Here is a 21,287-nt window from a genome sequence, read left to right on the forward strand (position 1 = left end):
CGAGGGGCCAGCTGAAGCCCCGGCGAAATGCGCCGCTCTGCTACGGTCAACCCCATGACCGTCCCGATCGCAGAGCAGCAGTCGGTCGTCGCTTCGCCCCGACGTCCACGATTCCGGCTGATCATCATCCTCGTGTTCGGAGTCGTCATCGTCCCGTTCGCGGTCTCGGCCGCCTTCAATAGCTACGGCCCGCTCACCGAGGAGAGCGCGATCCGGATGGCCTTCGCCACGGTCGTGGGGCAGGTGATCGCCGTCCTGAGCGGGTTCGCGGTCATCGGACTCGCCGTGAAGCGGCGGTACGACATCCCGAAGATCGTGCTCCTCGTTGTCGTGGCCGTCGTGATCACCGTCAACGCCTTCGCCGTCGCCGGATCGGCCGGTGACCTGCTGCTGTCCCGACTCGACTTGATCGCCGAGACGAATCTGCTCAACCAGTAACCGCCTCTTCCTCGCCGGCTACGGCGCCTCGGACCGTCGCGACGGATCCGAGGCGCCGACCGGCTAGGCCGTGACCTGCGCGGCGGAGGAGTCCGATCGCTTCGCCGCGGTCGGCGTCGCCCGACGCATCGCATAGGCCCAGGTGGCGAGACCCAGAAGCGGACCCCAGAGCCAGAACGGGAACATCAGAAGCACATACAGCGGGTTCTCCACGTTGCCCACTCCCTCCAGCGCGAACTGGATGCCGGCCGCCGTGAACAGGACGCTGACGAGGCTCGCCGGGACGATGGCCAGCCCGGGCGGGACCGACCGCCCGCCGAGTCCCGCGAGGAAGCGGGGGAACCGCTCGCCCCAGGGCAGGATCAGGCCCAGCGTGAGCACGCCTCCGGTGAGCATGGCCGCGCCGAGCGCCAGACCGAGCACGCGGACGGAGGGGTCTGCGGCGAACATCTCGGCGCTTCCGCCGAACAGCGGCCACGGGGTCAGCCAGCTCGCGCGGGCGACCGCGTAGGGAAGAGCGCACGCGGCCGCCACGATCGTGATCGCGCGGCGGTGCCGGAGCACATCGCGCGCGAATCGGTTCCGACGGGACGACGGGTCGGCGATCATCCAGATCAGCAGCCCGGCTGCCGCGCCGACATGCGCGAGCGCGAGACCGGCCTGCGGGAGGATGGTGCCGTAGCTGCCCAGGATCCGGGGGACGAGCGGGCCGGCCCCGAGCCCGATGGCGGCGTAGGCGAGGGCGCCGACGACCAACGTGCCGAGCAGGAGCCCGAGCAGCGGACGGCGCAGCACCGTGAGCACGATGAGGGCCAGGACTCCGACGACGACCATCATCGCGAAGGTGTAGCCCGCCGCGGCGATCACCCCTCCGGGCATCGTGATGGCGAGGAGCACCCCGGCCACGAGACCGAGCGTGTGCAGGAGCCACCGCGGCACCGAGCGGTTCGCGAGGTCACGGGTCGACAGTGCGGAGACGGATACGAGGAGCGCGGCGAGCGCCCCCGTGAGGGAGAGCGCGAGTTCGACGCCGTGACCGAGATTGCCGATCAGGCTCGAGGGCAGTGCGTCGGTGCCGGGGGTGAGCATCCTCACCAGGCTGGTGACGGTCACGGCCAAGGCACCGACAGCGGCGGCGAGGAGGACGAGGAAACGGGTGTGAGTGGACATATCTCCACGCTAGGAACGTGTTTCGCCGCCGACTTCGACCGCAGGGGTCATCCCCCTCACCCGCAGGAGTGAACCTGCCGGATGAGCGATCTCCCGCGCGGGAGAGCGGTCAGCGCCCCGGTCGCAGCAGGCCGTTCTCGTACGCCCAGATGACGACGTGCACCCGATCGGGAACGCCGAGCTTCGCGAGGACGGCCTTCACGTGCGTCTTCACCGTGTTCGCCGAGAGGAACAGCTTCCGAGCGATGTCGTCGTTCGAGGCGCCGGTGGCGAGAGCGCGGGCCACCTCCTGCTCCCGAGGGCTGAGGGCGGCGAGCGCCGATGCCGGGTCCGCTCCGGGAGCGCCATCGCGGACGAATCCGATCAGCGCCTCGGTGGCCCGCGACGACATCACCGACTCGCCGGCGGCCACCGCGACCGCGGCATCCGCGAGTTCCGCAGGGCTGGCGTCCTTCGTCAGGAAGCCGCTCGCCCCCTCGCGGATCGCGGCGTACACGTATTCGTCCAGGTCGAACGTGGTCAGGATCAGCACCCGGGTGGCGGGGCGGAGCCGCAGCACCTCGCGGGTGGCGGCGATGCCGTCCATCCCCGGCATCCGGATGTCCATCAGGACCACGTCGACGGCATGCGCCCGCACGTGCGCGATCGCCGCTTCGCCCGAGGATGCGGTGGCAACGTCCGACAGGCGCGAGTCGCGCGACAGCATCAGCGCGATGGCGGTGCGGAACAGCTCCTGGTCGTCGACGATCAGGATGCGCAGGGTCATCCGATGGTCCTCTCGGTCGGGAGATCCACCGTGACGATCCATCCGCGCGGATCCCGTCCGTGTGCGGTGAGCGTGCCGCCGGCGAGCCGCACCCGCTCGGTGATCCCGACCAGGCCCACGCCGCTGCCGAGATCGGTCACGACGGGGCCGGACCCTCCGTCGTCTTCGATCGTTGCCTGCACCGCATCCGTCCGCCAGTCGATCCGCACCCCGATCGCGACCGGAGGCGCATTGTGACGGATGGCGTTGGTGAGCGCCTCGCGCACGGCGTGATGCAGCGCCAGCGTGGCATCGGCGCGAAGCGGAGTCCTGGTGCCCGACTCTGTCAGCCGCACAATGGTCGAGGGGGTGCGTACTCCCTCGACCAGCTCCTCCAGGGAGTCGATCGTGGGCAACGGCTCGCGCGGGGCATCGTCGGAGACGACCGCGCGCATTCCGCGCAGAGCCTCGCGGCCGGTGTCCACGACGATGCCGAGAGCGGCGTCGCTCCGGTCGGGGTCATCGGCGCGCAACGTGCGGGCGACCTCCGCCTGGGCGATCATCACCGTCATCGAGTGGGCGACGAGATCGTGCAGGTCCCGGTTGATCCGTCCGCGTTCGTCCGCGATCGCCTGCGAGACGCGCGCCGCCATCCGCTCCTCGGCCTGGTCGCGCCGCACCCTCAGGACCAGCCCCAGCGCCCAGGCCGCGGCGATCGCGCCGCTGAGTCCGAGGAATGCGCCGAGGCGAAGCTCCGGATCGTCGAGCCGTAGTTCCGTGAAGGCGATGAGGGCCGCCCCGAAGATACCGCCCGCCAGCGCCGCGATCCGCACGGTCGAGCGGGTCTGCGCGGCGACCTGGCCGATGACCAGGAGGTAGGCCGCGGCCGAGGGGAGGAACGCCCCGGAAGCCGCGCGGATGCCGGGGACCAGCACGAGAGCGCACATGACGGCGTTCGCGATCACGATGGCGGCGGTCGGGTGCCGGACGGCGAGCAGCGTCGCGAGGTGCAGCACCACGTACAGGGCGATCATGAGCGCGAGGATCCACGGCTCGGGGCGGGTGGCCGGCTCTGTGAGGATCGCGATGCTCGACGGCAGCAGGATCACGAGGGCGATGAGCGCCACGATGACGTCGACACGCAGCCAGGCGTGCCGACGGGGACTCGCGACAGAGGCCTCGGACCGCATCGCCCTCATGCTCTCATGCGGGTTCGGGGCGGCGGATCACCCGTCCGGGTGAGTGTGGGGGTGGTGGCCCGGTCGCTACGGCATCCGTATCGCGCCGGCGACCGCTTCAGCGACGAGGGCGCTGGCGCGGACATCGAGGTGGATGCCGTCCGGATGCCGCGTGACGGACTGACTGGTGACGTCGAACACGTCGATCAGATCGACCCCCAGAGTGCTCGCGACGGCGCGCACGATCGGGGCCACCTCGTCGGCGATGATCCGCTCGTGGACCCCGCGGCGATTGGGGAACGCGACGGGTGGAGTCAGCAGGAAGACGGTCGCGCCGCGCGTGCGATAGCGCTCGACGAACGCGGCGAGCTGGGACCGGTAGCGCTCCGCATTCCAGTTGTCGCCGCGGGCATCGTTCGAGCCGAGCATGATGAGCACGATGTCCGCTCCGGCCTCCAGCGACCCCGTGCCCTGGGGAGTCGCGTCGTACGGCCAGTCGCCTTCCCGCTGCAGCGTGCACCGATTCACGCCGTAGTTGAGCACCTGGTATCTGTCGCCGAGGATCCGCTCGAGCTGCGCAGGATACGAGTGGCGATGGCGGCCCCGCAGCAGCGCGCCTGCCCCGTAGGTGTTGCTGTCGCCCACGGCGGCGATGGTCACCTGCTGTTCCCGCCGGCGGGGGACCGGCGGGAACATGATGCGGCGGTATGCGATCGCGCCCACGCCCGCCAGCACGGCGAGCGATGCGGCGAAACCGCGTGCGACGCGCGCCCGAGGTCCGCGCGCCCGGGTCACTTCGCTTCCTCGAGAGCCTCACGCGCGGGGCTTTCGATCCCGACCCCCACCGCGATCAGCCGCGCGCGCAGGTCGTCCGCTCCCGCGAAGAGGTGAGTGTGGATCGACAGGCTCTCCGCTCCGGCGAGCTTCGACGGGGAATCGTCGGTGAAGAGCACCTCGGACGCTTCCACCTCGAGCGCATCGAGCACATGCTGGAACGCGCGTGCATCGGGTTTCGCGAAGCCGATCTCGGCGGAGTTGAAGACGGCGTCGAAGCGGTCGGTGATGCCGTGGGCGGCGAGCTCGTTCGGGATGGTGTCGGTGCCGTTGGTGAGCACCGCCGTGCGGAGCCCCGCGGCACGGACCTCATCGGACAGGGCCAGCACGTCCCCGTCGACCACGGCAGGGTGAACGCCCCACTCCGTGGCCGCCGTCGTGTTGCCGATCCGCTCGCCGATCCGGTGCACCCACTCCGTGCGGGTGATCCTCCCTGTGGTGACCTCGTCGATCAGAGGAGCGGAGAACGCGGTGCCCGCGATCGTTCCCGACTCGAGATCGTGGCGGCGCTCGATCTCGGCCACGTAGGCAGGATCGAAGTGACGGATCACTCCGTCGAGGTCGAACACCACTACTCGGATCATCCGTCCATCCTCTCTCAATCGCCGCCTGAATCGACCGCCGGGTGGAGACTGTCACCGACGCCCTCGCACTGGACAGGACAGGAGAACGATGACGACCGTCTTCCCCCGTTCCGTCTCGGTGGTGATCCCGGTGCGGAACGACGCCGTCCTTCTCGAACAGTGCCTTCGCGCCCTCGATCGGCAGACACGCAGAGCCGACGAGGTCGTCGTCGTCGACAACGGCAGCACCGATGACACCGTTGAGGTCGCCGAGCGGTACGGCGCACGAGTGGTGACCGAGTCGGTCCAGGGCATCCCTCGCGCCTCGGCGGCCGGCTATGACGCGGCGACCGGCGACATCATCGCGCGGTTGGACGCCGACTCGCGACCGAGGCCCGACTGGATCGAGCGGATCGAGCGGACGTTCCGCAGCCACGACGGCCTCGACTTCCTCACCGGCGACCCGAGCTTCTACGGCTCGACGCCGCTCGTGCACTGGATGGGGGAGCACCTCTACATCGGAGGCATGTACACCGTGCTCACCCCTCTGCTCGGGCATGCGCCGCTCTTCGGCTCGAACATGGCGATGCGTGCCGAGACCTGGCGGATGCTGAGCGGCGAGGTGCACCGCGAGGAGCAGAACATTCACGACGACTTCGACCTGTCGTTCCATGTGCGCCCCGAGATGACCGTGCTGCGGGACCGGAGTCTCGTCGTCGAGGTGTCGGCGCGTCCGTTCCGGGACTGGGCATCCCTCCGGCGTCGGCTGAGCTACGTGCTCCCCACGGTCCGGCTGCACCTGCCGCACGAGCCGCTGCACGTGCGGCGACGGGCGCGGCGTGAGGCCGAGACCGGAGCCCTCCGCGGCTGAGTCACCCGACGGCGCGCGCGTAGAGCTCGAGCAGGTCCGCGGTGAGCTGATGCGGAGTGGTCTCGCTGGGGCTGTGGCCAGTGGGGTAGGCGCGGAAGTCGGCATCGATGTCGTGGGCGTACCGTTCGTGGGCGGCCAGCGGCCACAGGTCGTGCGAGCCGGCGACGACCAGCTTGGGGATCGGCAGCGCCCGCACGCGGCCCCGCACGTCCGGGGCGGTCATCATGAGCCCGACGATCTCATCGACGCTGCGTCTGCTCGTGAGCGCGAACCGGGAACGGACGAACTCGAGCCTCCGGGGCAGAACCCGGTTCTTGTTCGTCACGATCCCCCAGATCATGAGTCCGGCACCGCGACGAGGGCTTGCTATCGGGGCGATCGGGCCCAGCCACTTCATGGTCGCGAAGACGTTGCCGACGCCGGGCGGAGTGGTCAGGAGTGTCAGGGAGAGCACGAGCTCGGGGCGTCGGACGGCGACCAGCTGTGCGATCGTGCCGGCGAAGGAATAGCCCAGCAGATGAGCGGGGGTGCCGGCTTCGAGGAAGGCGATGAGGTCGCCGATGAACAGCTCGTACGTGTACGTCGTGTGCGCACCGGCGGCATGCGATTCGTACTGCCCGGCGAGGTCGAACGACTGCACGAAGAACCCGGCATCCGCCAGGAGCGGCAGCATCAGGGCGAAGTCCTCTTTCGAACCCGTCGCGCCGGGGACCAGGACCACACGCGGATGTGTGGGATCGCCCAGCGACACCACGGCCAGCTCGCCGCTCGGTGCGGAGAATCTTGAAGCCCTCGACCCGGGCGGCGGCACCGTCCAGTCGACGTCGCCGATCGCCGCGTCGAGCTCGGCCGGGGCGATATGCGCCCGCTCACTCCGCGAATCCGTCGACACGCTGAAAAGCTACTCCCCGAGCCGCATCCGCGGGAGCATCACGCGCGGGCACCGTCCGGCTTAGGGGGTCAGCGGGACGGTGCGTTCAGCCCCGGATCCTGCTCCAGCGTCGTGCGGGCCAGCTGGCGTGCCACCTCGAACGGCGCGGCGAAGGTCTCCATGCCGACCGTGACGATGGCACCCTCGTAGAGCAGCATCAGGGCTTTCGACATCAGATCGGCGTCCGAAGCGCCGGCCTCCCGGCAGAGCTCGGCGAAGAGGTCGAGCAGCCAGGACTTCTGCCGTGCCACCTCGGGGAAGACCGGGTGGCCGTCGTGGCCGTCGCCGATCTCGGCGCGCGCGTTGATCGCGCTGCAGCCCTTGGGGCTGTTCTCGTCCGACCAGGCGATGGCCGCGTCGAACACGGCGAGCACGCGCGCGATGCCGGGCTCCGGCACGCGGGAGAGGTGTCCGGCTACGTGTTCCCGCCACCGTGCGTCGCGGTGCTGCAGGTAGGAGACGACCAGCGCCTCCTTCGACCCGAACCGGTCATACAGCGTCTTCTTGGTGACGCCTGCCGCCTCGGCGATCGTGTCGACGCCCACCGCGTGGATGCCGCGCTCGTAGAAGAGCAGTGACGCGGCGTCGAGCACGCGGGCGGCGCCGGGCGTGAGGGGAGCGAGCTCGGGAACGGGGGTGGCCATGACAACGAGTATACCAACCTGTATAGTCACAGAAATGGGTATACAGGTCGGTATAGTTCGTGTCGGGGTGACGGTCGCGGCATCCGTGGCCTTCGTCGTCACCTGGAGCTCCGGCTTCCTCGTCCCGGCGATGGTGCCGATCGATGTCTCGCCCCTCGCTCTGCTGGTGTGGCGATTCGTCCCGCTGGCCGTGATCCTGCTCGCAGTGGTCGGATTCACCGGGGCTGGGCGTGGCGTCACGCGCGGCGACGTGGGGCGTCAGGCCGTCATCGGACTCTTCGCCCAGTTCGGATACTGCACGGCCGTGTACGCGGCCATCGCCTCGGGTGTCGCCACCGGCACCACGGCGCTGATCGACGCCGTGCAGCCGCTCGTCATCGCCGTCCTCGTCGGCCCGTTGCTCGGACTGCGCGTGCGCGGGGCGCAATGGGCCGGGCTCCTGATCGGTGCCGGGGGAGTGCTGCTGGTGGTGCGCTCGCAGCTCGACGACTCGACCGCGCACCCCGTCGCCTACGTCTGGCCCGCCCTGGCGATGGCCAGCCTGATCGTCGGAACGTTCCTCCAGCGCCGTTCGGAACCGCGGACCGGCACGCTCGTGACGCTCACCATCCACGTGACCGTGACAGCTCTGGCCCTCGTGCCGGTCGCCGCAGTCTTCGGGGCGCTCGTGCCGCCGGCATCCGCGTCATTCTGGGTGGCTGTCGGGTTCGCGGCGGTGTTTCCGACGCTCGCGGCCTACGGGCTCTATTGGTGGCTGCTGCGCCGGGTGGGCATCACCGCGCTGAATGCCTTGCTCTTCCTGATCGCCCCGACGACAGCGCTGGCCGGCGCGCTCCTGCTGGGGGAGCCGCTCACGGTCCTGACTCTGCTCGGCTTCGCGCTGTGCGCGGGCGGTGTGGCTGCGGTGCTCGTGAGTGAGACGCGCGCCTCACGCTCGACGGCGAGCCGTGTTCGATCGGGGCTTCGATCCGGATCTGCCATGCCCGCCGCGGAGCCCGCGTGCGCAACTCCTCAGAATCGTCGGGGGTAGACCCGATCCGGGGGCCTGCGGCGCGAAATCGCGTGATTCTTGAGGAGTTGTGCACGGGGCGCCGGGCCACCCCCGTCCGATAGTTGCGCTTTCGCAACTATCGGAGTATGGTTGACCTCGATCAACTTTCTACGCAGGAGCGTCAAACCAAGTGACAAACACCCCATCCTCAGCACCCGAAGCCACCCGCTCGGCCCGCGAGGTCTTCACCGCGATCTCCGGTCTCGTCGTCGGCATGTTCGTCGCCGTGCTCTCGGGCACCGTCGTGTCGACCTCGATGCCGGTCATCATCGCCGACCTCGGCGGCACCCAGTCCCAGTACACCTGGGTCATCACCGCGAGCCTTCTGGCCACCGCCGTCTCCACCCCGATCTGGGGCAAGCTCGCCGACCTGGTCGACCGCAAGGTGCTCGTCCAGATCTCCCTCATCCTCTTCACGGTCGGCACCGTGATCGCCGGCTTCTCGACCGACACGAACATGCTCATCGCGGTCCGCGTCATCCAGGGCATCGGCGTCGGCGGCCTGATGTCGCTCGTCATGATCGCCGTGGCCCTCATCATCTCCCCGCGTGAGCGCGGCAAGTACATGGGCGTCGTCGGCGGCATCATGGCCCTCGGCACCATCGGCGGCCCGCTGCTCGGCGGCCTCCTCACCGATGTGTGGGGCTGGCGCTCCAACTTCTTCGTCGGCGTGCCGTTCGCGATCCTCGCCCTCGTGCTGCTGCAGTTCACCCTGCACCTTCCCAAGCCCCAGCGTGACAGCAAGGTCTCGATCGACTACTTCGGCATCGTGCTGCTCGCGGTCGGCGTCTCGACCCTGCTCATCTGGGTCTCGATGGGCGGCAGCCAGTTCGACTGGGACTCCTCGACGAGCATCATGCTCGCCGTGATCGCCGGAGTCGCGATCGCCGCCTTCATCACGGTCGAGTTCTTCGTCAAGGAACCGATCGTGCCGATGTCGCTGTTCCGCAACCGCACCTTCACGCTGTCGGTCATCGCCTCGATCGCCATCGGCGTCTCGATGTTCGCCACCTCGGTGTTCCTCGCGCAGTACTTCCAGCTAGCCCGTGGCGCCACGCCCACCGAGTCCGGCCTCATGACCATCCCGATGATCATCGGCCAGATGGGCGCGTCGATCATCATCGGCCAGCTCGTGAGCCGCTTCGGCAAGTGGAAGGGCTGGATGCTGACCGGCTCGATCCTCGCCACCATCGGCGTCAGCCTGATGGCCACCCTGCGCTACGACACCCCGTTCCCGCTGGTCGCCGTCTACATGTTCATCCTCGGTGCGGGTCTCGGCATGGTCATGCAGAACCTCACGCTCATCGTGCAGAACGACACCGCTCCGCAGCAGCTGGGCGCCGCGTCGTCGAACGTGAACTTCTTCCGCACGATCGCCGGCACCATCGGCGTCACCGTGATGGGCGCGATGCTGTCGACCAGCGTCGCGTCGTACATCACCGACTCGCTCGACGGCTTCACACCGACGACGCCCGCCGAGGTCGAGGCGCTCAAGCACCTCGCCTCGGGTGATGTGCCGAAGGTCGGTCAGCTGCCCGACACGATCCGCACGATCGTCGAGGGCGCGTACGGGCACGGCATCGCCGATTCGTTCATCATCGCCATCCCGCTCGCGGTGATCGCCATCATCGCGATCGCGTTCATCAAGAACAAGCCGCTGTCGACGAAGAATGCCGCCGAGCAGATGCTCGAGCAGGCGGAGGAGTCGATGATCGAGGTCTCCGAGGCCGAGGTCGGCGCGTCGCTCTCCACCGGGGCCATCCGGCTCGGGGGTGCGGAGTCCGCCTCTCCCGCGACCGGTTCGGTGCGCGTTCTCGAACGCGAAGATCGGGACCAGGAGCGCTGAGATGCTCGCCCCCGAAGCGGTCGCGTCAACGGATGTCGACAGCGCGCTCGGCGACCTCCAGGCGCACCTGAACCTCATCTTCGCGAGGACCAGGTCGCTCTGGAAGGAGTCTGCAGCTCGGGTGCACCCCGAGCTGCAGGTGGCCGGGTACAAGCTGCTGACGTTCATCGCCCGGGCGGGCACCGCGAACGCGCACGAGCTGGCCGAGCGGTTCGAGATGGACAAGTCGGTCATCAGTCGCCAGGTGCGGATGCTGGAAGAGGCGGAGCTTCTCGAGTCCCGGCCGGACGAGCGGGACGGGCGGCTGCGGGTGCTGAGCGCGACGCCGTCGGCTTGTGCCGCGCTCGCCGAGGTCCGCCGTGAGTACGGCACCCGCTTGCAGGCAGTGGTCGACGAGCTGACCCCCGAGGAGATCCAGGCGGCGTCCAAGGCGTTCCGGCTGCTCGCAGAGGTCTGAGTGAAGCCCCGTTGTCGCCAACGACAGCGGGGCTTCGCCGTACACTGGCGAGCATGAGCGCCTCTCCCGACGCCCCCGCCGACACCCCCGCATCACCCTCTGACGAGGATCTTCTGGGCGGAGCGGACCTCGATCAGGCCGTCACCAGAGTCGAGCAGGAACTCGGTCGACTCTTCGCCCGCATCCGCATCAGCTGGCGTGAGGCCGCAGCGACCGTGCATCCCGATCTCCAGCCGCTCGGATACCAGGTGCTCACGTCCATCGCGACGGGCAAGGCGACATCGGCCGGCGCGATCATCGAGCACCTGCAGACCGACAAGTCGGCGGTGAGTCGTCAGGTGCGCCAGCTCGAGCAGCTCGGACTCGTCGAGAGTGTGCACGATCCGGAGGACCGCCGCGCGCGTGTGCTCGTCGCGACCGACCTGGCGCAGGAGCGGATCGCCGTCGCCCGCTCCCGCTACGAGGGGCGCATCGGCGAGCGGTTGCGCAAGTGGACGGCCGCCGACCTCGACCACTTCGCCGAACTTCTGTCCGCACTCGGCGGCAACTGAGTCCCGGGAGTCTCAACCCTCCCGCCGCACATCTTCCCTGAGCACAACTTCTTCCCTGAGCACAACTTCTTCCCTGAGCACAACTTCTTCCCTGAGCACAACTTCGGAGATCGGGGCGGACACGCCGTCGGCCCGGCGGATTGAGCGGCGCGGCGGCCGCGGAATCCGAAGTTGTGCTCAGCAAGGGCGCGGCCGAGCATCGCGGTCGGGCGGCGGGGCGGGGGAATACCCCGACCGGTCCGCGCCTTACCTCCCACTGTGACTCTTTTCGAACCGGCCGTCTTCGGCGCCCTGCAGCTGTCCAATCGCGTCGTCATGGCGCCGCTCACCCGCACCCGCGCGGACGACGACGGGGTGCCTACCGAGGTGATGGTGGAGTACTACCGGCAGCGTGCGGGTCAGGGCCTCATCATCTCCGAGGGCACGTGGCCGGCGGCCGAAGGCAAGTCGTACGCGGGGCAGCCGGGCATCGTCACGCCCGCGCAGATCGACGGGTGGCGGCCCGTCGCCGACGCGGTCCACGAGGCGGGCGGCACGATCGTCATGCAGCTGATGCACGGTGGGCGAGTAGGGCACCCGGAGATCTCGGGGCAGCCTCGTGTGGTCGCCCCGAGCGCGCTCGCCGCACCCGGTCAGACCCACACGCCCGTGGGCAAGGCCGACCTGCCGGTTGCTCACGCCCTCACCCTCGACGAGATCCCCGAGGTCGTCGAGCAGTTCGCGCAGGCCGCACGCAACGCGATCGCCGCCGGCTTCGACGGTGTCGAGGTGCACGGAGCCAACGGCTACCTGGTGCACGAGTTCCTCTCGCCGGTGTCGAACATCCGCGACGACCGGTACGGCGGGTCGCCCGACAACCGCGCCCGCTTCGCGATCGAGGTCACGGCCGCCGTCGCCGCCGCGGTGGGAGCCGACCGCACCGGCATCAGGCTGTCGCCGCAGCACAACATCCAGGGTGTGCTCGAAGAGGACGACGCAGACGTCCACGCGACCTACGCCGCCATCGCCCGGGGTCTCGCCCCGCTCGGCCTCGCCTTCATCGATGTGCTCAGCGCCGCACCGACGAGCGAGCTCGTGCAGCACATCCGGCGCACGGCGGGCGCACCGCTGATCATCAACACGGGCTTCGGTGTCGTCACCACGCGGGAGGATGCCGAAGCGCTGGTCGCCGACGGGTGGGCGGATGCCGTTGCGGCAGGACGCCCCGTGATCGCCAACCCCGACCTGGTCGAGCGGTGGCGGGAGGGGGCCGAGCTCAACGACCCGCGCCCGCAGCTGTTCTACGGTCGCACGGCAGAGGGGTACACCGACTACCCGTCGCTGGAGGGCGTGCGCGCCGGGGTCTGAGGGCTCACGGGGCCTCGCCCTCCGACGTGCGCGGCTCCGCAGGCGCCGCCGGTGCGACCCGGAGACTGATGGCCGTCCACGAGACGGGCGGCAGCTCGATGACCGCGGCGCCGTCGGAGATGACCAGCGTCTCGTTCGGTCGAAGGGTCACGCGCTCGGGATCCTCGAGGGTGTTCACCGCGTAGACGTCGTCGTCGCTGAGCGTGCGGGCCTGCGCCTTCAGCACAGCGCCGAACTCCGAGACGTCGAAGGAGAGCGTCACCGGGTCGGTCTGCGATCGGTTCACCATGAACACGCTGACGCTGGCCGTGGCGGAGTCGAAAGTCGTCACGGCGTCGATGACCGGAACATTCCCGTACGTGTCGGTCTCATAGCGGTCGCACTCGACATGGGTCGGGACGGAATGCCCGGATGCGAGCTCCGAGGTGACGGCGAAGGGGAAGAACGTCGTCTGCTTCCAGGCGATGCCGCCCGGCTCCGTCATGATCGGAGCGATCACGTTGACCAGTTGAGCGAGTGAGGCGCTGGTCACCCTGTCCGCCCGGCGCAGCAGTGAGATGAGGAGGCTGCCCACCACCACGGCGTCCGCCACCGAGTACGCGTCTTCGAGGAGTCGCGGCGCCGTCGGCCAGTTCTGCGCACCGGTGATCTTGTCCACGGTCTCGAACCGGGTGTTGTACCAGACGTTCCACTCGTCGAACGAGAGGTTCACGACGTGGTCGCTGCGCTTCGCTGCCTTGACGTGATCGACGGTCGCGATCACCGAAGAGATGAACTCGTCCATATCGACCGACGATGCGAGGAAACTCCCGAGGTCGCCGTCCTTCTCCTCGTAGTAGGCATGGCAGGAGATGTAGTCGATGTCGTCGTACGTGTGCGAGAGGACGACGCGCTCCCAGTCCCCGAAGGTCGGCATCGATCGGCTCGAGGAGCCGCAGACGACCAGCTCGAGCGAGGGATCGAACATCCGCATGGCGCGTGCCGTCTGTGCCGCGAGCTTGCCGTAGTCGTCCGCCGAACGGTGACCGAGCTGCCATGGCCCGTCCATCTCGTTCCCGAGGCACCACATCCGCACGTCGAACGGCTCGGCCCGGCCGTTCGCCGCCCGTTCGTCCGCCCGCGCCGATCCCGAGCTCAGGTTGGTGTATTCCAAGAGGTCGAGTGCCTCCAGAGTTCCGCGCGTGCCCAGGTTGACCGCGAGCATGAGCTCACTGCCGACGGACTCCAGCCACGACGCGAACTCGTGCAGGCCCACTTCGTTCGATTCCGCCGAATGCCAGGCGAGGTCGAGCCGGGCGGGGCGCTGCGACCGCGGGCCCACGCTGTCCTCCCACCGGAATCCGGAGACGAAGTTGCCACCGGGGTAGCGGATCGCGCTCACACCGAGTTCGGCCACCAGCGCCTTCACGTCGGAGCGAAAACCCTCCGCATCGGCGGTCGGGTGTCCGGGTTCGTAGATGCCGTCGTAGACGGATCGACCGAGGTGCTCCACGAAGGAGCCGAAGACGCGGCGGTTCACAGCCCCGACCGGATGCTGGGTGTCGAAGGTCAATCGTGCGGCGGTCATTTCTGCCTTTCGGTCGGATCTTCACGGTCCTGGCGAGCGGGTCGCGGCCGGCGTGCGGATGGTCGGTCTACTTGAGCCCGGTGCTCGCGACGCTCTCGATGAAGCGTCGTTGGACGAAGAGGAACATGATCGCGAGCGGCACCACAGCGATCAGGGAGCCGGCCATCATCACGCCGTAGGGGATGATGCCGCTGGGCCCCGTGAGCAGCGTGAGCCCGGAGGTGATTGTGCCCATCTCCTGCTCCGTGGTGAAGACGAGCGGCCACAGCAGATCGTTCCAGTTGTTGACGAACGTGTAGATGCCCAGCGTGAGAAGCGCGGGGACCGCATTGGGGAGCACGACGCTGCGGAAGATCCGGAACTCCGAAGCCCCGTCGATGCGGGCGGCGTTGTCGAGGTCGCGCGGCAGGGACAGGAAGAACTGGCGGAGGAAGAAGATCCCGAAGGCATCTGCCGCGCGGGGGATGATGAGGCCCCAGAAGGTGTTCACCCAGCCGAAGTCAGACACCAGCTGGTAGATCGGGATGAGCGTCGCCTGGAACGGGATCATCAGGCTCGCCACGATCACGACGAGGAGCACGCGGCTCCCGCGGAAGTCGATGCGGGCGAGCACGTAGGCGGCCAGGGAATCGAAGACGAGTGCACAGATGGTGACGCCGCCCGCGAAGATGAAGCTGTTGACGATCAGGCGGGCGAAGGGCAGGTCCGTGAAGATCCGCTCGAAGTTGTCGAGGGTCCATGCCCCCGGCACGAGCGAGGGCGGGAAGGCGTTGACCTCGGCCACCGGCTTGAAGGCGGTGAAGACGATGATGAGGATCGGCAGCAGGATCAGGAGCGTGACGAACAGCATCGCCAGGAAGTAGAGTCCGCGTCCGACCCGGAGTCGCGTGGGTCGGCGCCGGGAGAGGGCGATGTCGGTCATGCGGCGTCCTTCGCTCGACGGCCCGAGAGGGCGAACTGGACGAGGCTCAGCAGGAGCGTCGCGATAAGCAGCACGTACGACACCGCAGAGGCGAAGCCGAGCTCGAGATCACGGAATCCGGACTGGTAGATCTGCATGACGATCGTCTGCGTGCTGCGGTACGGCCCGCCGCCGGTGAGGACGTAGATCTGGTCGAAGGCCTGGAGTGCGGCGATCGTCGCGATGATGAGCACGAATCCCGTGGTGTTGCCCAGCAGCGGGAGGGTGACGTTGCGGAAGCGCGCGAGGGGGCCGGCGCCGTCCATGTTCGCCGCCTCGTACAGGCTCTTCGGGATCTCCTGGAGCCCGGCGAGGAAGACGATCATGTAGAAGGCGAAGTTCTTCCACACCGCGACCAGGACCACCGTCGGCATCGCGAGCACCGGATCCTGGAGCACGTTGCCGATGCGGATGCCGAAGGCCTGCAGCCAGTAGTTCAGCAGACCGACCTGCGGGTCGAGGAGGTACTGCCAGGCGAACGCGGCGACGGCGAGGGAGACGATGAACGGCAGGAACAGCCACGTGCGAAACATGCCTCGGAGGGGCAGGTTCGGGCTGTTGAGCGCGAGGGCGAGCAGGAGGGCGAGCACGACGGCCAGGGGAGTGAAGAGCACGGTGTAGAGCACCGTGTTGCCCATCGACTGGAGCATCTCGGAGTCGGTGAAGACCTCGATGTAGTTGGCGAACCCCACGTACTCCTCGAGGCCGAACCCGCTCGCATCGGTGAAGGAGAGCCGGAGTGCGGACACCATCGGCCAGAAGACGAACAGGGCGAGGATCGTCAGCGCGGGCACGAGGAAGGCGAGGATCGTGAGGCGGCGCTTCGCGGCGCCGCCGATCGGGCCGCGTCCGCCGAGCTGCGCCGGAGGGCGCCGGCGTCGGGCGGGTGGGGAAGTCGTGGCAGTCATCGTCACTCTCTCTACAACGTTGTAACCCACACAGTAAGGACCTCGGGGCGGCTCGTCAACTCGCGATTCCGGTTCTCGGGCCGCCGCGGGCGAGCGCTGTGCGGATGGCGGACCGAGCGGCTTGACATTTCTCGGAACATCGAGAACCATAACCTCTATAACGTTTACTTACAACGTTGTAAAGCGATGATGAGGACACCCGTCCTCCGCGCCGACAGAGTGGTCGAACAGTGGAGGTTCCCCTGATGAAGAAAGCACTACCCGCAGCGTTCGCGAGCGTCCTTCTGCTCGCCCTGGCCGGCTGCTCGTCGGCCGGCACCCCGTCCGAAGAGGGCGGGGTCATCGAGCTCGATTTCTGGCACGGCTACACCGAGGCGGATGGCGAGGTGCTGAACGATCTCGTCGCCGAGTTCAACGAGTCTCAGGACGAGGTGAAGATCACCCCGGCGGTCAAGCCCTGGGCGACGCTCCTCGACTCGGCGCTCCCGGCACTGACCGCGAAGAAGGGGCCGCAGCTCATGGCGATCCCGCCGGAGAACATCCCGGTCTTCGCGTCGAAGGGCGCTCTCCAGCCGCTCGACGACTGGTACGAGAGCGACAGCGCCGCGGATGTCCTCAACCCCGGCGCCGTCGATACCGGTATCGTCGACGGCGAGCGCTTCGGGGCTCCGCTGAGCTTCACTCCGCTGACGATGTTCTACAACGTCGCGATGTTCGAGGCAGCCGGTGTCTCTGTGCCGACGACCTGGGACGAGTGGGTCGCGGCAGCCACTGCGCTCACCATCGACGCGAACGGGGACGGTGAGCCCGAGCAGTACGGGCTCGCACTCCAGGACAACGCGACCGTTGGCAACGGCGTCTGGCCGTCTCTGTTCAAGAGCGGTGGTGGCGATGTGGTGACTGCCGACGGCGACGTCGTGGTCGATTCGCCCGAGAATGTGGAGACGCTCACGTACTGGTCCGATGCGGTCGCCGCCGGAAAGTTCTCACCGACCGGCCTCACCGGGGCGGATGCCGACGGACTCTTCAGTGCGGGGAAGGTCGCGATGACGCTCGGCGGCCCGTGGCTCGCCACCGTCTCCGAGGAGTCGGGCATCGACTACGGCATCGCACCGCTCCCGGCCGGCCCCGACGGCATCGTCGCCTCGGCCCTCGCTGTCGACATGAGCATCACCGCGCAGGCGTCGGCGGAGGAGAAGGCCGCGGCCGAGAAGTTCTTCACCTGGTTCTACCAGAAGGAGAACATGGTCACGTGGTCGCTCGCTTCCGGCTGGCCCCCGCTCACGTCGGAGGTGTCGGCGGAGGATGTCGCGGAGAACCCCGTCGTGTCGGCCCTCACCGAGCAGTCCGAGTATGGCGCCGCACTCCTGCCCGGTGTCATCCCGTCGACGGATGTGCTCACCGCACTCGACACCGCCACGCAGAAGGCGCTCGCCGGAGGCGATCCTGCTGATCTGCTCCGCGCGGCGCAAGAGGAGATGGAGGCGGCCCTGGCCGGCTGACCCTGCTGCACGACTGCCCGCACCGACGCTCGTGATCGGTGCGGGCCGCCGTGTGTCCGGCGCCCGAGCCCGACGCGCGGCAGAGACATCGAACGGATCCCCGCGATCCGAGAAGGAGAATGACGACGTGAACTGGTTCGAGGACGGACGCCTGCGATTCGCCATGGGAGTGGAAGACACCTTCATCCCGCAGACGCGACCGGGGGAGCGCGCGCTGGATGAGTACGAACTCATGCAGCACTACCGCTTCTGGTCGGAGGATCTCGGCTACTGCGCCGAAGTCGGCAGCGAGATGGTGCGGTGGGGGATCCCCTGGTACCGCGTCAATCCGGAGCCCGGCGTGTGGGACTGGGAGTGGCTCGATGCGGTGATCGATCGCTTCGACGAGCTGGGGATCGAACTCATCGCCGACCTCGTCCACTACGGGACGCCGCTCTGGCTGGAGGATCAGTTCGTCAACCCGGAGTATCCGGAGCGCGTCGCCGAGTACGCGGCCGCCGTCGCCGAGCGGTATCGGGGTCGGATCCGCCACTACACCCCGCTCAACGAGCCGCTGCTCAACATCATGTACTGCGGCGAGTTCGCGCAGTGGCCGCCGTACCGTTCCGGTGACCGCGGGTTCGTCGAGGTCTTGCGCGGGATCTCGCGCGGGATCGTCACGACGCAGCGGGCCATCGCCGCCGTCGATCCGGATGCCGACTTCGTGCACGTGGAGGCATCGTTCCGGTTCGCCGGGGACACCGCCGCGCACAGCGAGACCCATGAGAACCTGCGGCAGCGCGCGTACATCGTGCAGGACCTCGTGATGGGCCGCGTCGGCGACGACCACCCGCTCGCCCCGTACCTGCGGGAGAACGGGTTCACCGACGAGGACTTCGCCTGGGCTCTCGAGAACACGGCGATGCCGGACGTCGTCGGGGTCAACTACTACCCGCAGCACTCCACGGAGGTGTTCGAAGCGGGCGTCGTGCATACGGGTGGCCCCCGCGATCTTCGGCCGCGCCTGGATGCCGGCACCGCAGGGCTGGCCGACGTTATCGAGTCGTTCGCCGCGCGGTACGGCCGGCCCGTCTTCCTGACGGAGACGAGCTACACCGGCACCGTCGATGAGCGGATCGCCTGGATGGATGCGTCGATCGCAGCGATCGAGGAACTCCGCGCGGCCGGCGTCGACGTCATCGGGTACACGTGGTGGTGCATCACGGACATGGTCGAGTGGTCGTATCGCCCGGGCGACGGGAAGCCCATGGACTACCGCCTCCGCATGGGCCTGTGGGCGCTCGAGGAAGACGAGGACGGCGTGCTCCAGCGGCATCGCACGCCGGTGGCCGACGCCTTCCTGCGGCATTCGCGGGCCTGATCGTCGCGACTCTTGACGGATTTACAACGTTGTGCAATTCTCCATTTACAACGATGTAAATCCTGATGGGGATCCCCGCGTCAGGACCTCAGACCTGGAGGACGCAATGAAGCGGTTATCGGTACAGAGATCTCGCGGGAGGCTGGCAGGACTGTCCGCCCTCGCTGCGACGCTGGCACTCGTGGCGACGGGGTTCGTCGCCACGAGTGCGCAGGCGGTGACGACGGGCAACGGATCCCTGGTGTACGCGCCACCGAACGGTTCGTCGTTCAACGACGAGGGCGGAGACGCGACGGGCACGGCCTACGCGAAGATCATCGCCCTCAAGCACAACGGCACCTCCAACGGGACGCTGCTGAACACGTTCGACGACGGACGCCTGATCAAGGACGTGAACCCTAGCTCCAACCCCACGACGGATACACAGGCGTGCCTCGCGAACCCCGCCCTGGCGTGCCACCAGGAATGGCCGATCTTCCGGAGCACGAACGACGGCGCGAGCTGGCAGAAGATCTCGGCGGTCAACCCGGGACTGCAGTTCCCCGGGACCGCCGGTCAGGAGAGCACGACACAGCTCGACCGCCTGGCGCAGCCTTTCCTCTTCGAGGTGCCGCAGACGACCGGGAACCTCGCGGCGGGCACCATCCTGCTCACCGGTCAGATCAGGCCGGCCGACCGCAACGCCGCGTCGTCGGTGACCAAGCTCGTCGTCTACAAGAGCACCGACCGAGGGTCATCCTGGAGCTACGTGAGCACGATCGACACGGGCGGACCGGCGATCTACGACCCCTCGCCGACTTCCACGACCACGACCGTCTGGGAGCCGACTCTGGCGATCGACGGAGGGGGAGGGCTCGTCGCCTACTTCTCGGATGAGCGGCAGAAGGCGAACGGCGTCCTTCAGGCCGTCTCCTACCGGCGCTCGCTCGACGGCGGTCTGACATGGGGCGCCCTCTCGAACGTGTCGGCGCCCACCGACTCCACGCATCGTCCCGGCATGATCACGGTGGACAAGTTGCCCGACGGCTCGTACATCGCGACCTACGAAGTGGTCAACGCTCAGGGATACGCGTTCTCGAACGCCTCGCCGGTGTTCTTCAAGAAGTCGCCCGATGGCCTCAACTGGGGTTCGACGACGAGTCTGGGCACGCCGGTCGAACTCGCCGACGGCCGTGGGATCGGATCCTCGCCGACGGTGAAGTGGGTGCCCACCGGGGGACCGAAGGGAATGATCGTCGTCGCCTCGAAATGGGGGCTTGACGCCGCCGGCAACCTCGACGGCGGCCAGAACTTCTTCGTCAACTACAACCTCGGCGCCGGCCCGTGGGAGCGACTGCCCTTCGCGGTGACGTTCAACGGTCCGAGCTCCATCACCGGCTTCGCGCAGGGGATCGACTACAGCCCCGACGGACGCACGCTGTACCAGGCGGTGAACGTCGACAACTACCGGCCGAACCTGTCGAACCCCAGTCAGACCTATCTCTACAACGACATCCGGGTCGGGACGATCCCGCTCACGGCGACCTCGTACGAGGCGGAGAACGCTGCACGGACGAACACCACCCTCGTGACGCACGGCGACGCCTCGAACGGGAGCAAGGTCGGCAACATCAACTTCGCGGACAGCTCGGTGACCTTCACCGTCGATGCTCCGCAGGCGGGTACCTACGAGCTCAACGTGAGGTACGCCAACGGCATGGGGTCCACGAGCGGTCACGCGGTCTCGGTGAACGGAGGGGCAGCGACGAACATCAGCTATCCCGCCACCGCTGACTGGGGGCGCTACCTCTGGGCGCAGAAGACCGTGACCCTCAACGCTGGTTCGAACACGGTGCGGTTCGCCTACTCGGGAACCTTCGCGGAACTCGATCAGATCCAGCTCCACAAGAGCGGCACGACCCTGCCGGCGACGTTCCAGGTGCAGAACCGCAACAGCGGGAAACTCCTCGAGATCCTGTCGGCACTCACGACCGACGGCGCCGCCGCCGGGCAGTGGGGGCCGACGGCGAACGCCACTCAGGTGTGGAAGGTGCAGCCCGCGACCGGGGGGACGTTCGAGCTCGTGAACAAGAACAGCCGGAAGCTGCTCGAGATCCCGGGCGCCTCCACCGCTGACGGTGTCGGCGCAGTCCAGCGGTCGGCGACCGGCACCGCGACGCAGCGCTGGAACCTGTCGCCCAACAGCGCGGGGTATTGGACCGTCGCCAACGCGAACAGCGCGAAGCTCCTCGAGATCGGCTCCTGCTCGACGACCGACGGTGCGGTCGCGCAGCAGTGGGGCCCGACAGGAGCGGCGTGCCAGGAGTGGCGCCTCGTCAAGGAGGGCATCCAGTGACGCCGGAGTGATGAGGGGCGCGGAGCGG

The 21,287-nt window shown here is 68.3% G+C and carries 20 protein-coding genes; 10 read left to right on the top strand and 10 right to left on the bottom strand.

Annotated features, from left to right (window positions below; genetic code table 11):
• The first annotated feature begins 54 nt into the window (after window positions 1-54).
• Window positions 55-438, top strand: coding sequence for a hypothetical protein (locus DW298_RS14170; protein WP_136043110.1), 384 nt, complete (start codon window positions 55-57; stop codon window positions 436-438).
• A 63-nt stretch (window positions 439-501) separates the two neighbouring features.
• Here DW298_RS14170 and DW298_RS14175 read toward each other — a convergent pair whose 3' ends face one another.
• From DW298_RS14175 to DW298_RS14195, 5 genes are all read right to left on the bottom strand, one after another.
• Complete coding sequence (locus tag DW298_RS14175) at window positions 502-1,608, bottom strand: hypothetical protein (RefSeq protein WP_136043111.1); 1,107 nt, start codon at window positions 1,606-1,608, stop codon at window positions 502-504.
• 109 nt (window positions 1,609-1,717) lie between these two features.
• Window positions 1,718-2,374 (bottom strand): response regulator transcription factor, encoded by a 657-nt coding sequence (locus DW298_RS14180; RefSeq protein WP_136043112.1) that lies wholly within the window; start codon window positions 2,372-2,374, stop codon window positions 1,718-1,720.
• Window positions 2,371-3,543 carry a histidine kinase gene (locus DW298_RS14185; protein ID WP_136043113.1) on the bottom strand — a complete coding sequence of 391 codons (1,173 nt, stop codon included), beginning with the start codon at window positions 3,541-3,543 and terminating at the stop codon, window positions 2,371-2,373. The genes DW298_RS14180 and DW298_RS14185 overlap by 4 nt, the downstream gene beginning before the upstream one ends.
• 75 nt (window positions 3,544-3,618) lie before the next feature.
• Entirely contained in the window at window positions 3,619-4,326 is a 708-nt protein-coding gene (locus tag DW298_RS14190) for a GDSL-type esterase/lipase family protein (protein WP_136043114.1), read from the bottom strand.
• Window positions 4,323-4,949 (bottom strand): HAD family phosphatase, encoded by a 627-nt coding sequence (locus tag DW298_RS14195; protein WP_136043115.1) that lies wholly within the window; start codon window positions 4,947-4,949, stop codon window positions 4,323-4,325. The genes DW298_RS14190 and DW298_RS14195 overlap by 4 nt, the downstream gene beginning before the upstream one ends.
• A gap of 88 nt (window positions 4,950-5,037) precedes the next feature.
• Between DW298_RS14195 and DW298_RS14200 the strand changes: the two genes are divergently transcribed.
• Window positions 5,038-5,799, top strand: a complete 762-nt coding sequence (locus DW298_RS14200; protein WP_136043116.1) for a glycosyltransferase family 2 protein — start codon at window positions 5,038-5,040, stop codon at window positions 5,797-5,799.
• A 1-nt stretch (window position 5,800) separates the two neighbouring features.
• Here the strand turns inward: DW298_RS14200 and DW298_RS14205 are convergent, their stop codons facing one another.
• The gene (locus DW298_RS14205) at window positions 5,801-6,691 is read right to left on the bottom strand and encodes an alpha/beta fold hydrolase (protein WP_136043117.1); all 891 of its coding nucleotides are present in this window, start codon (window positions 6,689-6,691) and stop codon (window positions 5,801-5,803) included.
• 68 nt (window positions 6,692-6,759) lie between these two features.
• Complete coding sequence (locus tag DW298_RS14210) at window positions 6,760-7,374, bottom strand: TetR/AcrR family transcriptional regulator (RefSeq protein WP_136043118.1); 615 nt, start codon at window positions 7,372-7,374, stop codon at window positions 6,760-6,762.
• Window positions 7,375-7,408: 34 nt separating this feature from the next.
• On the opposite strand from DW298_RS14210, the gene DW298_RS14215 reads away from it, so the two are divergent.
• The 5 genes from DW298_RS14215 (at window position 7,409) to DW298_RS14235 (ending at window position 12,626) form a co-directional block, all read left to right on the top strand.
• Window positions 7,409-8,404 (top strand): DMT family transporter, encoded by a 996-nt coding sequence (locus DW298_RS14215; protein WP_240745139.1) that lies wholly within the window; start codon window positions 7,409-7,411, stop codon window positions 8,402-8,404.
• 151 nt (window positions 8,405-8,555) lie between these two features.
• Window positions 8,556-10,271, top strand: coding sequence for an MDR family MFS transporter (locus DW298_RS14220; protein WP_136043119.1), 1,716 nt, complete (start codon window positions 8,556-8,558; stop codon window positions 10,269-10,271).
• Between the two features lies 1 nt (window position 10,272).
• Window positions 10,273-10,728: a MarR family transcriptional regulator gene (locus DW298_RS14225; protein WP_136043120.1), complete on the top strand. Its 456-nt coding sequence runs from the start codon at window positions 10,273-10,275 to the stop codon at window positions 10,726-10,728.
• A 53-nt stretch (window positions 10,729-10,781) separates the two neighbouring features.
• Window positions 10,782-11,279, top strand: coding sequence for a MarR family transcriptional regulator (locus DW298_RS14230; protein WP_136043121.1), 498 nt, complete (start codon window positions 10,782-10,784; stop codon window positions 11,277-11,279).
• A gap of 258 nt (window positions 11,280-11,537) precedes the next feature.
• Entirely contained in the window at window positions 11,538-12,626 is a 1,089-nt protein-coding gene (locus tag DW298_RS14235) for an alkene reductase (RefSeq protein ID WP_136043122.1), read from the top strand.
• Window positions 12,627-12,630: 4 nt separating this feature from the next.
• Here the strand turns inward: DW298_RS14235 and DW298_RS14240 are convergent, their stop codons facing one another.
• The 3 genes from DW298_RS14240 to DW298_RS14250 form a co-directional block, all read right to left on the bottom strand.
• Entirely contained in the window at window positions 12,631-14,193 is a 1,563-nt protein-coding gene (locus DW298_RS14240; RefSeq protein ID WP_136043123.1) for an alpha-N-arabinofuranosidase, read from the bottom strand.
• Window positions 14,194-14,260: 67 nt separating this feature from the next.
• The gene (locus DW298_RS14245; RefSeq protein WP_136043124.1) at window positions 14,261-15,115 is read right to left on the bottom strand and encodes a carbohydrate ABC transporter permease; all 855 of its coding nucleotides are present in this window, start codon (window positions 15,113-15,115) and stop codon (window positions 14,261-14,263) included.
• The gene (locus tag DW298_RS14250) at window positions 15,112-16,062 is read right to left on the bottom strand and encodes a sugar ABC transporter permease (RefSeq protein ID WP_136043125.1); all 951 of its coding nucleotides are present in this window, start codon (window positions 16,060-16,062) and stop codon (window positions 15,112-15,114) included. Before DW298_RS14250 ends, DW298_RS14245 begins: the two co-directional genes overlap by 4 nt.
• Before the next feature lie 245 nt (window positions 16,063-16,307).
• On the opposite strand from DW298_RS14250, the gene DW298_RS14255 reads away from it, so the two are divergent.
• The 3 genes from DW298_RS14255 to DW298_RS14265 all read left to right on the top strand — a co-directional run bounded on the left by DW298_RS14255 (window position 16,308) and on the right by DW298_RS14265 (window position 21,259).
• A complete protein-coding gene (locus DW298_RS14255; protein WP_136043126.1) occupies window positions 16,308-17,564 on the top strand; it encodes an ABC transporter substrate-binding protein in 1,257 nt (418 codons plus the stop codon).
• A 127-nt stretch (window positions 17,565-17,691) separates the two neighbouring features.
• Window positions 17,692-18,924 (top strand): family 1 glycosylhydrolase, encoded by a 1,233-nt coding sequence (locus DW298_RS14260; RefSeq protein ID WP_240745140.1) that lies wholly within the window; start codon window positions 17,692-17,694, stop codon window positions 18,922-18,924.
• 181 nt (window positions 18,925-19,105) lie between these two features.
• The gene (locus DW298_RS14265) at window positions 19,106-21,259 is read left to right on the top strand and encodes an RICIN domain-containing protein (protein ID WP_240745141.1); all 2,154 of its coding nucleotides are present in this window, start codon (window positions 19,106-19,108) and stop codon (window positions 21,257-21,259) included.
• The last annotated feature ends 28 nt before the right edge of the window (window positions 21,260-21,287 follow it).

The organism is Microbacterium sp. A20 (assembly GCF_004794515.1).
Taxonomy (GTDB): Bacteria; Actinomycetota; Actinomycetes; order Actinomycetales; family Microbacteriaceae; genus Microbacterium.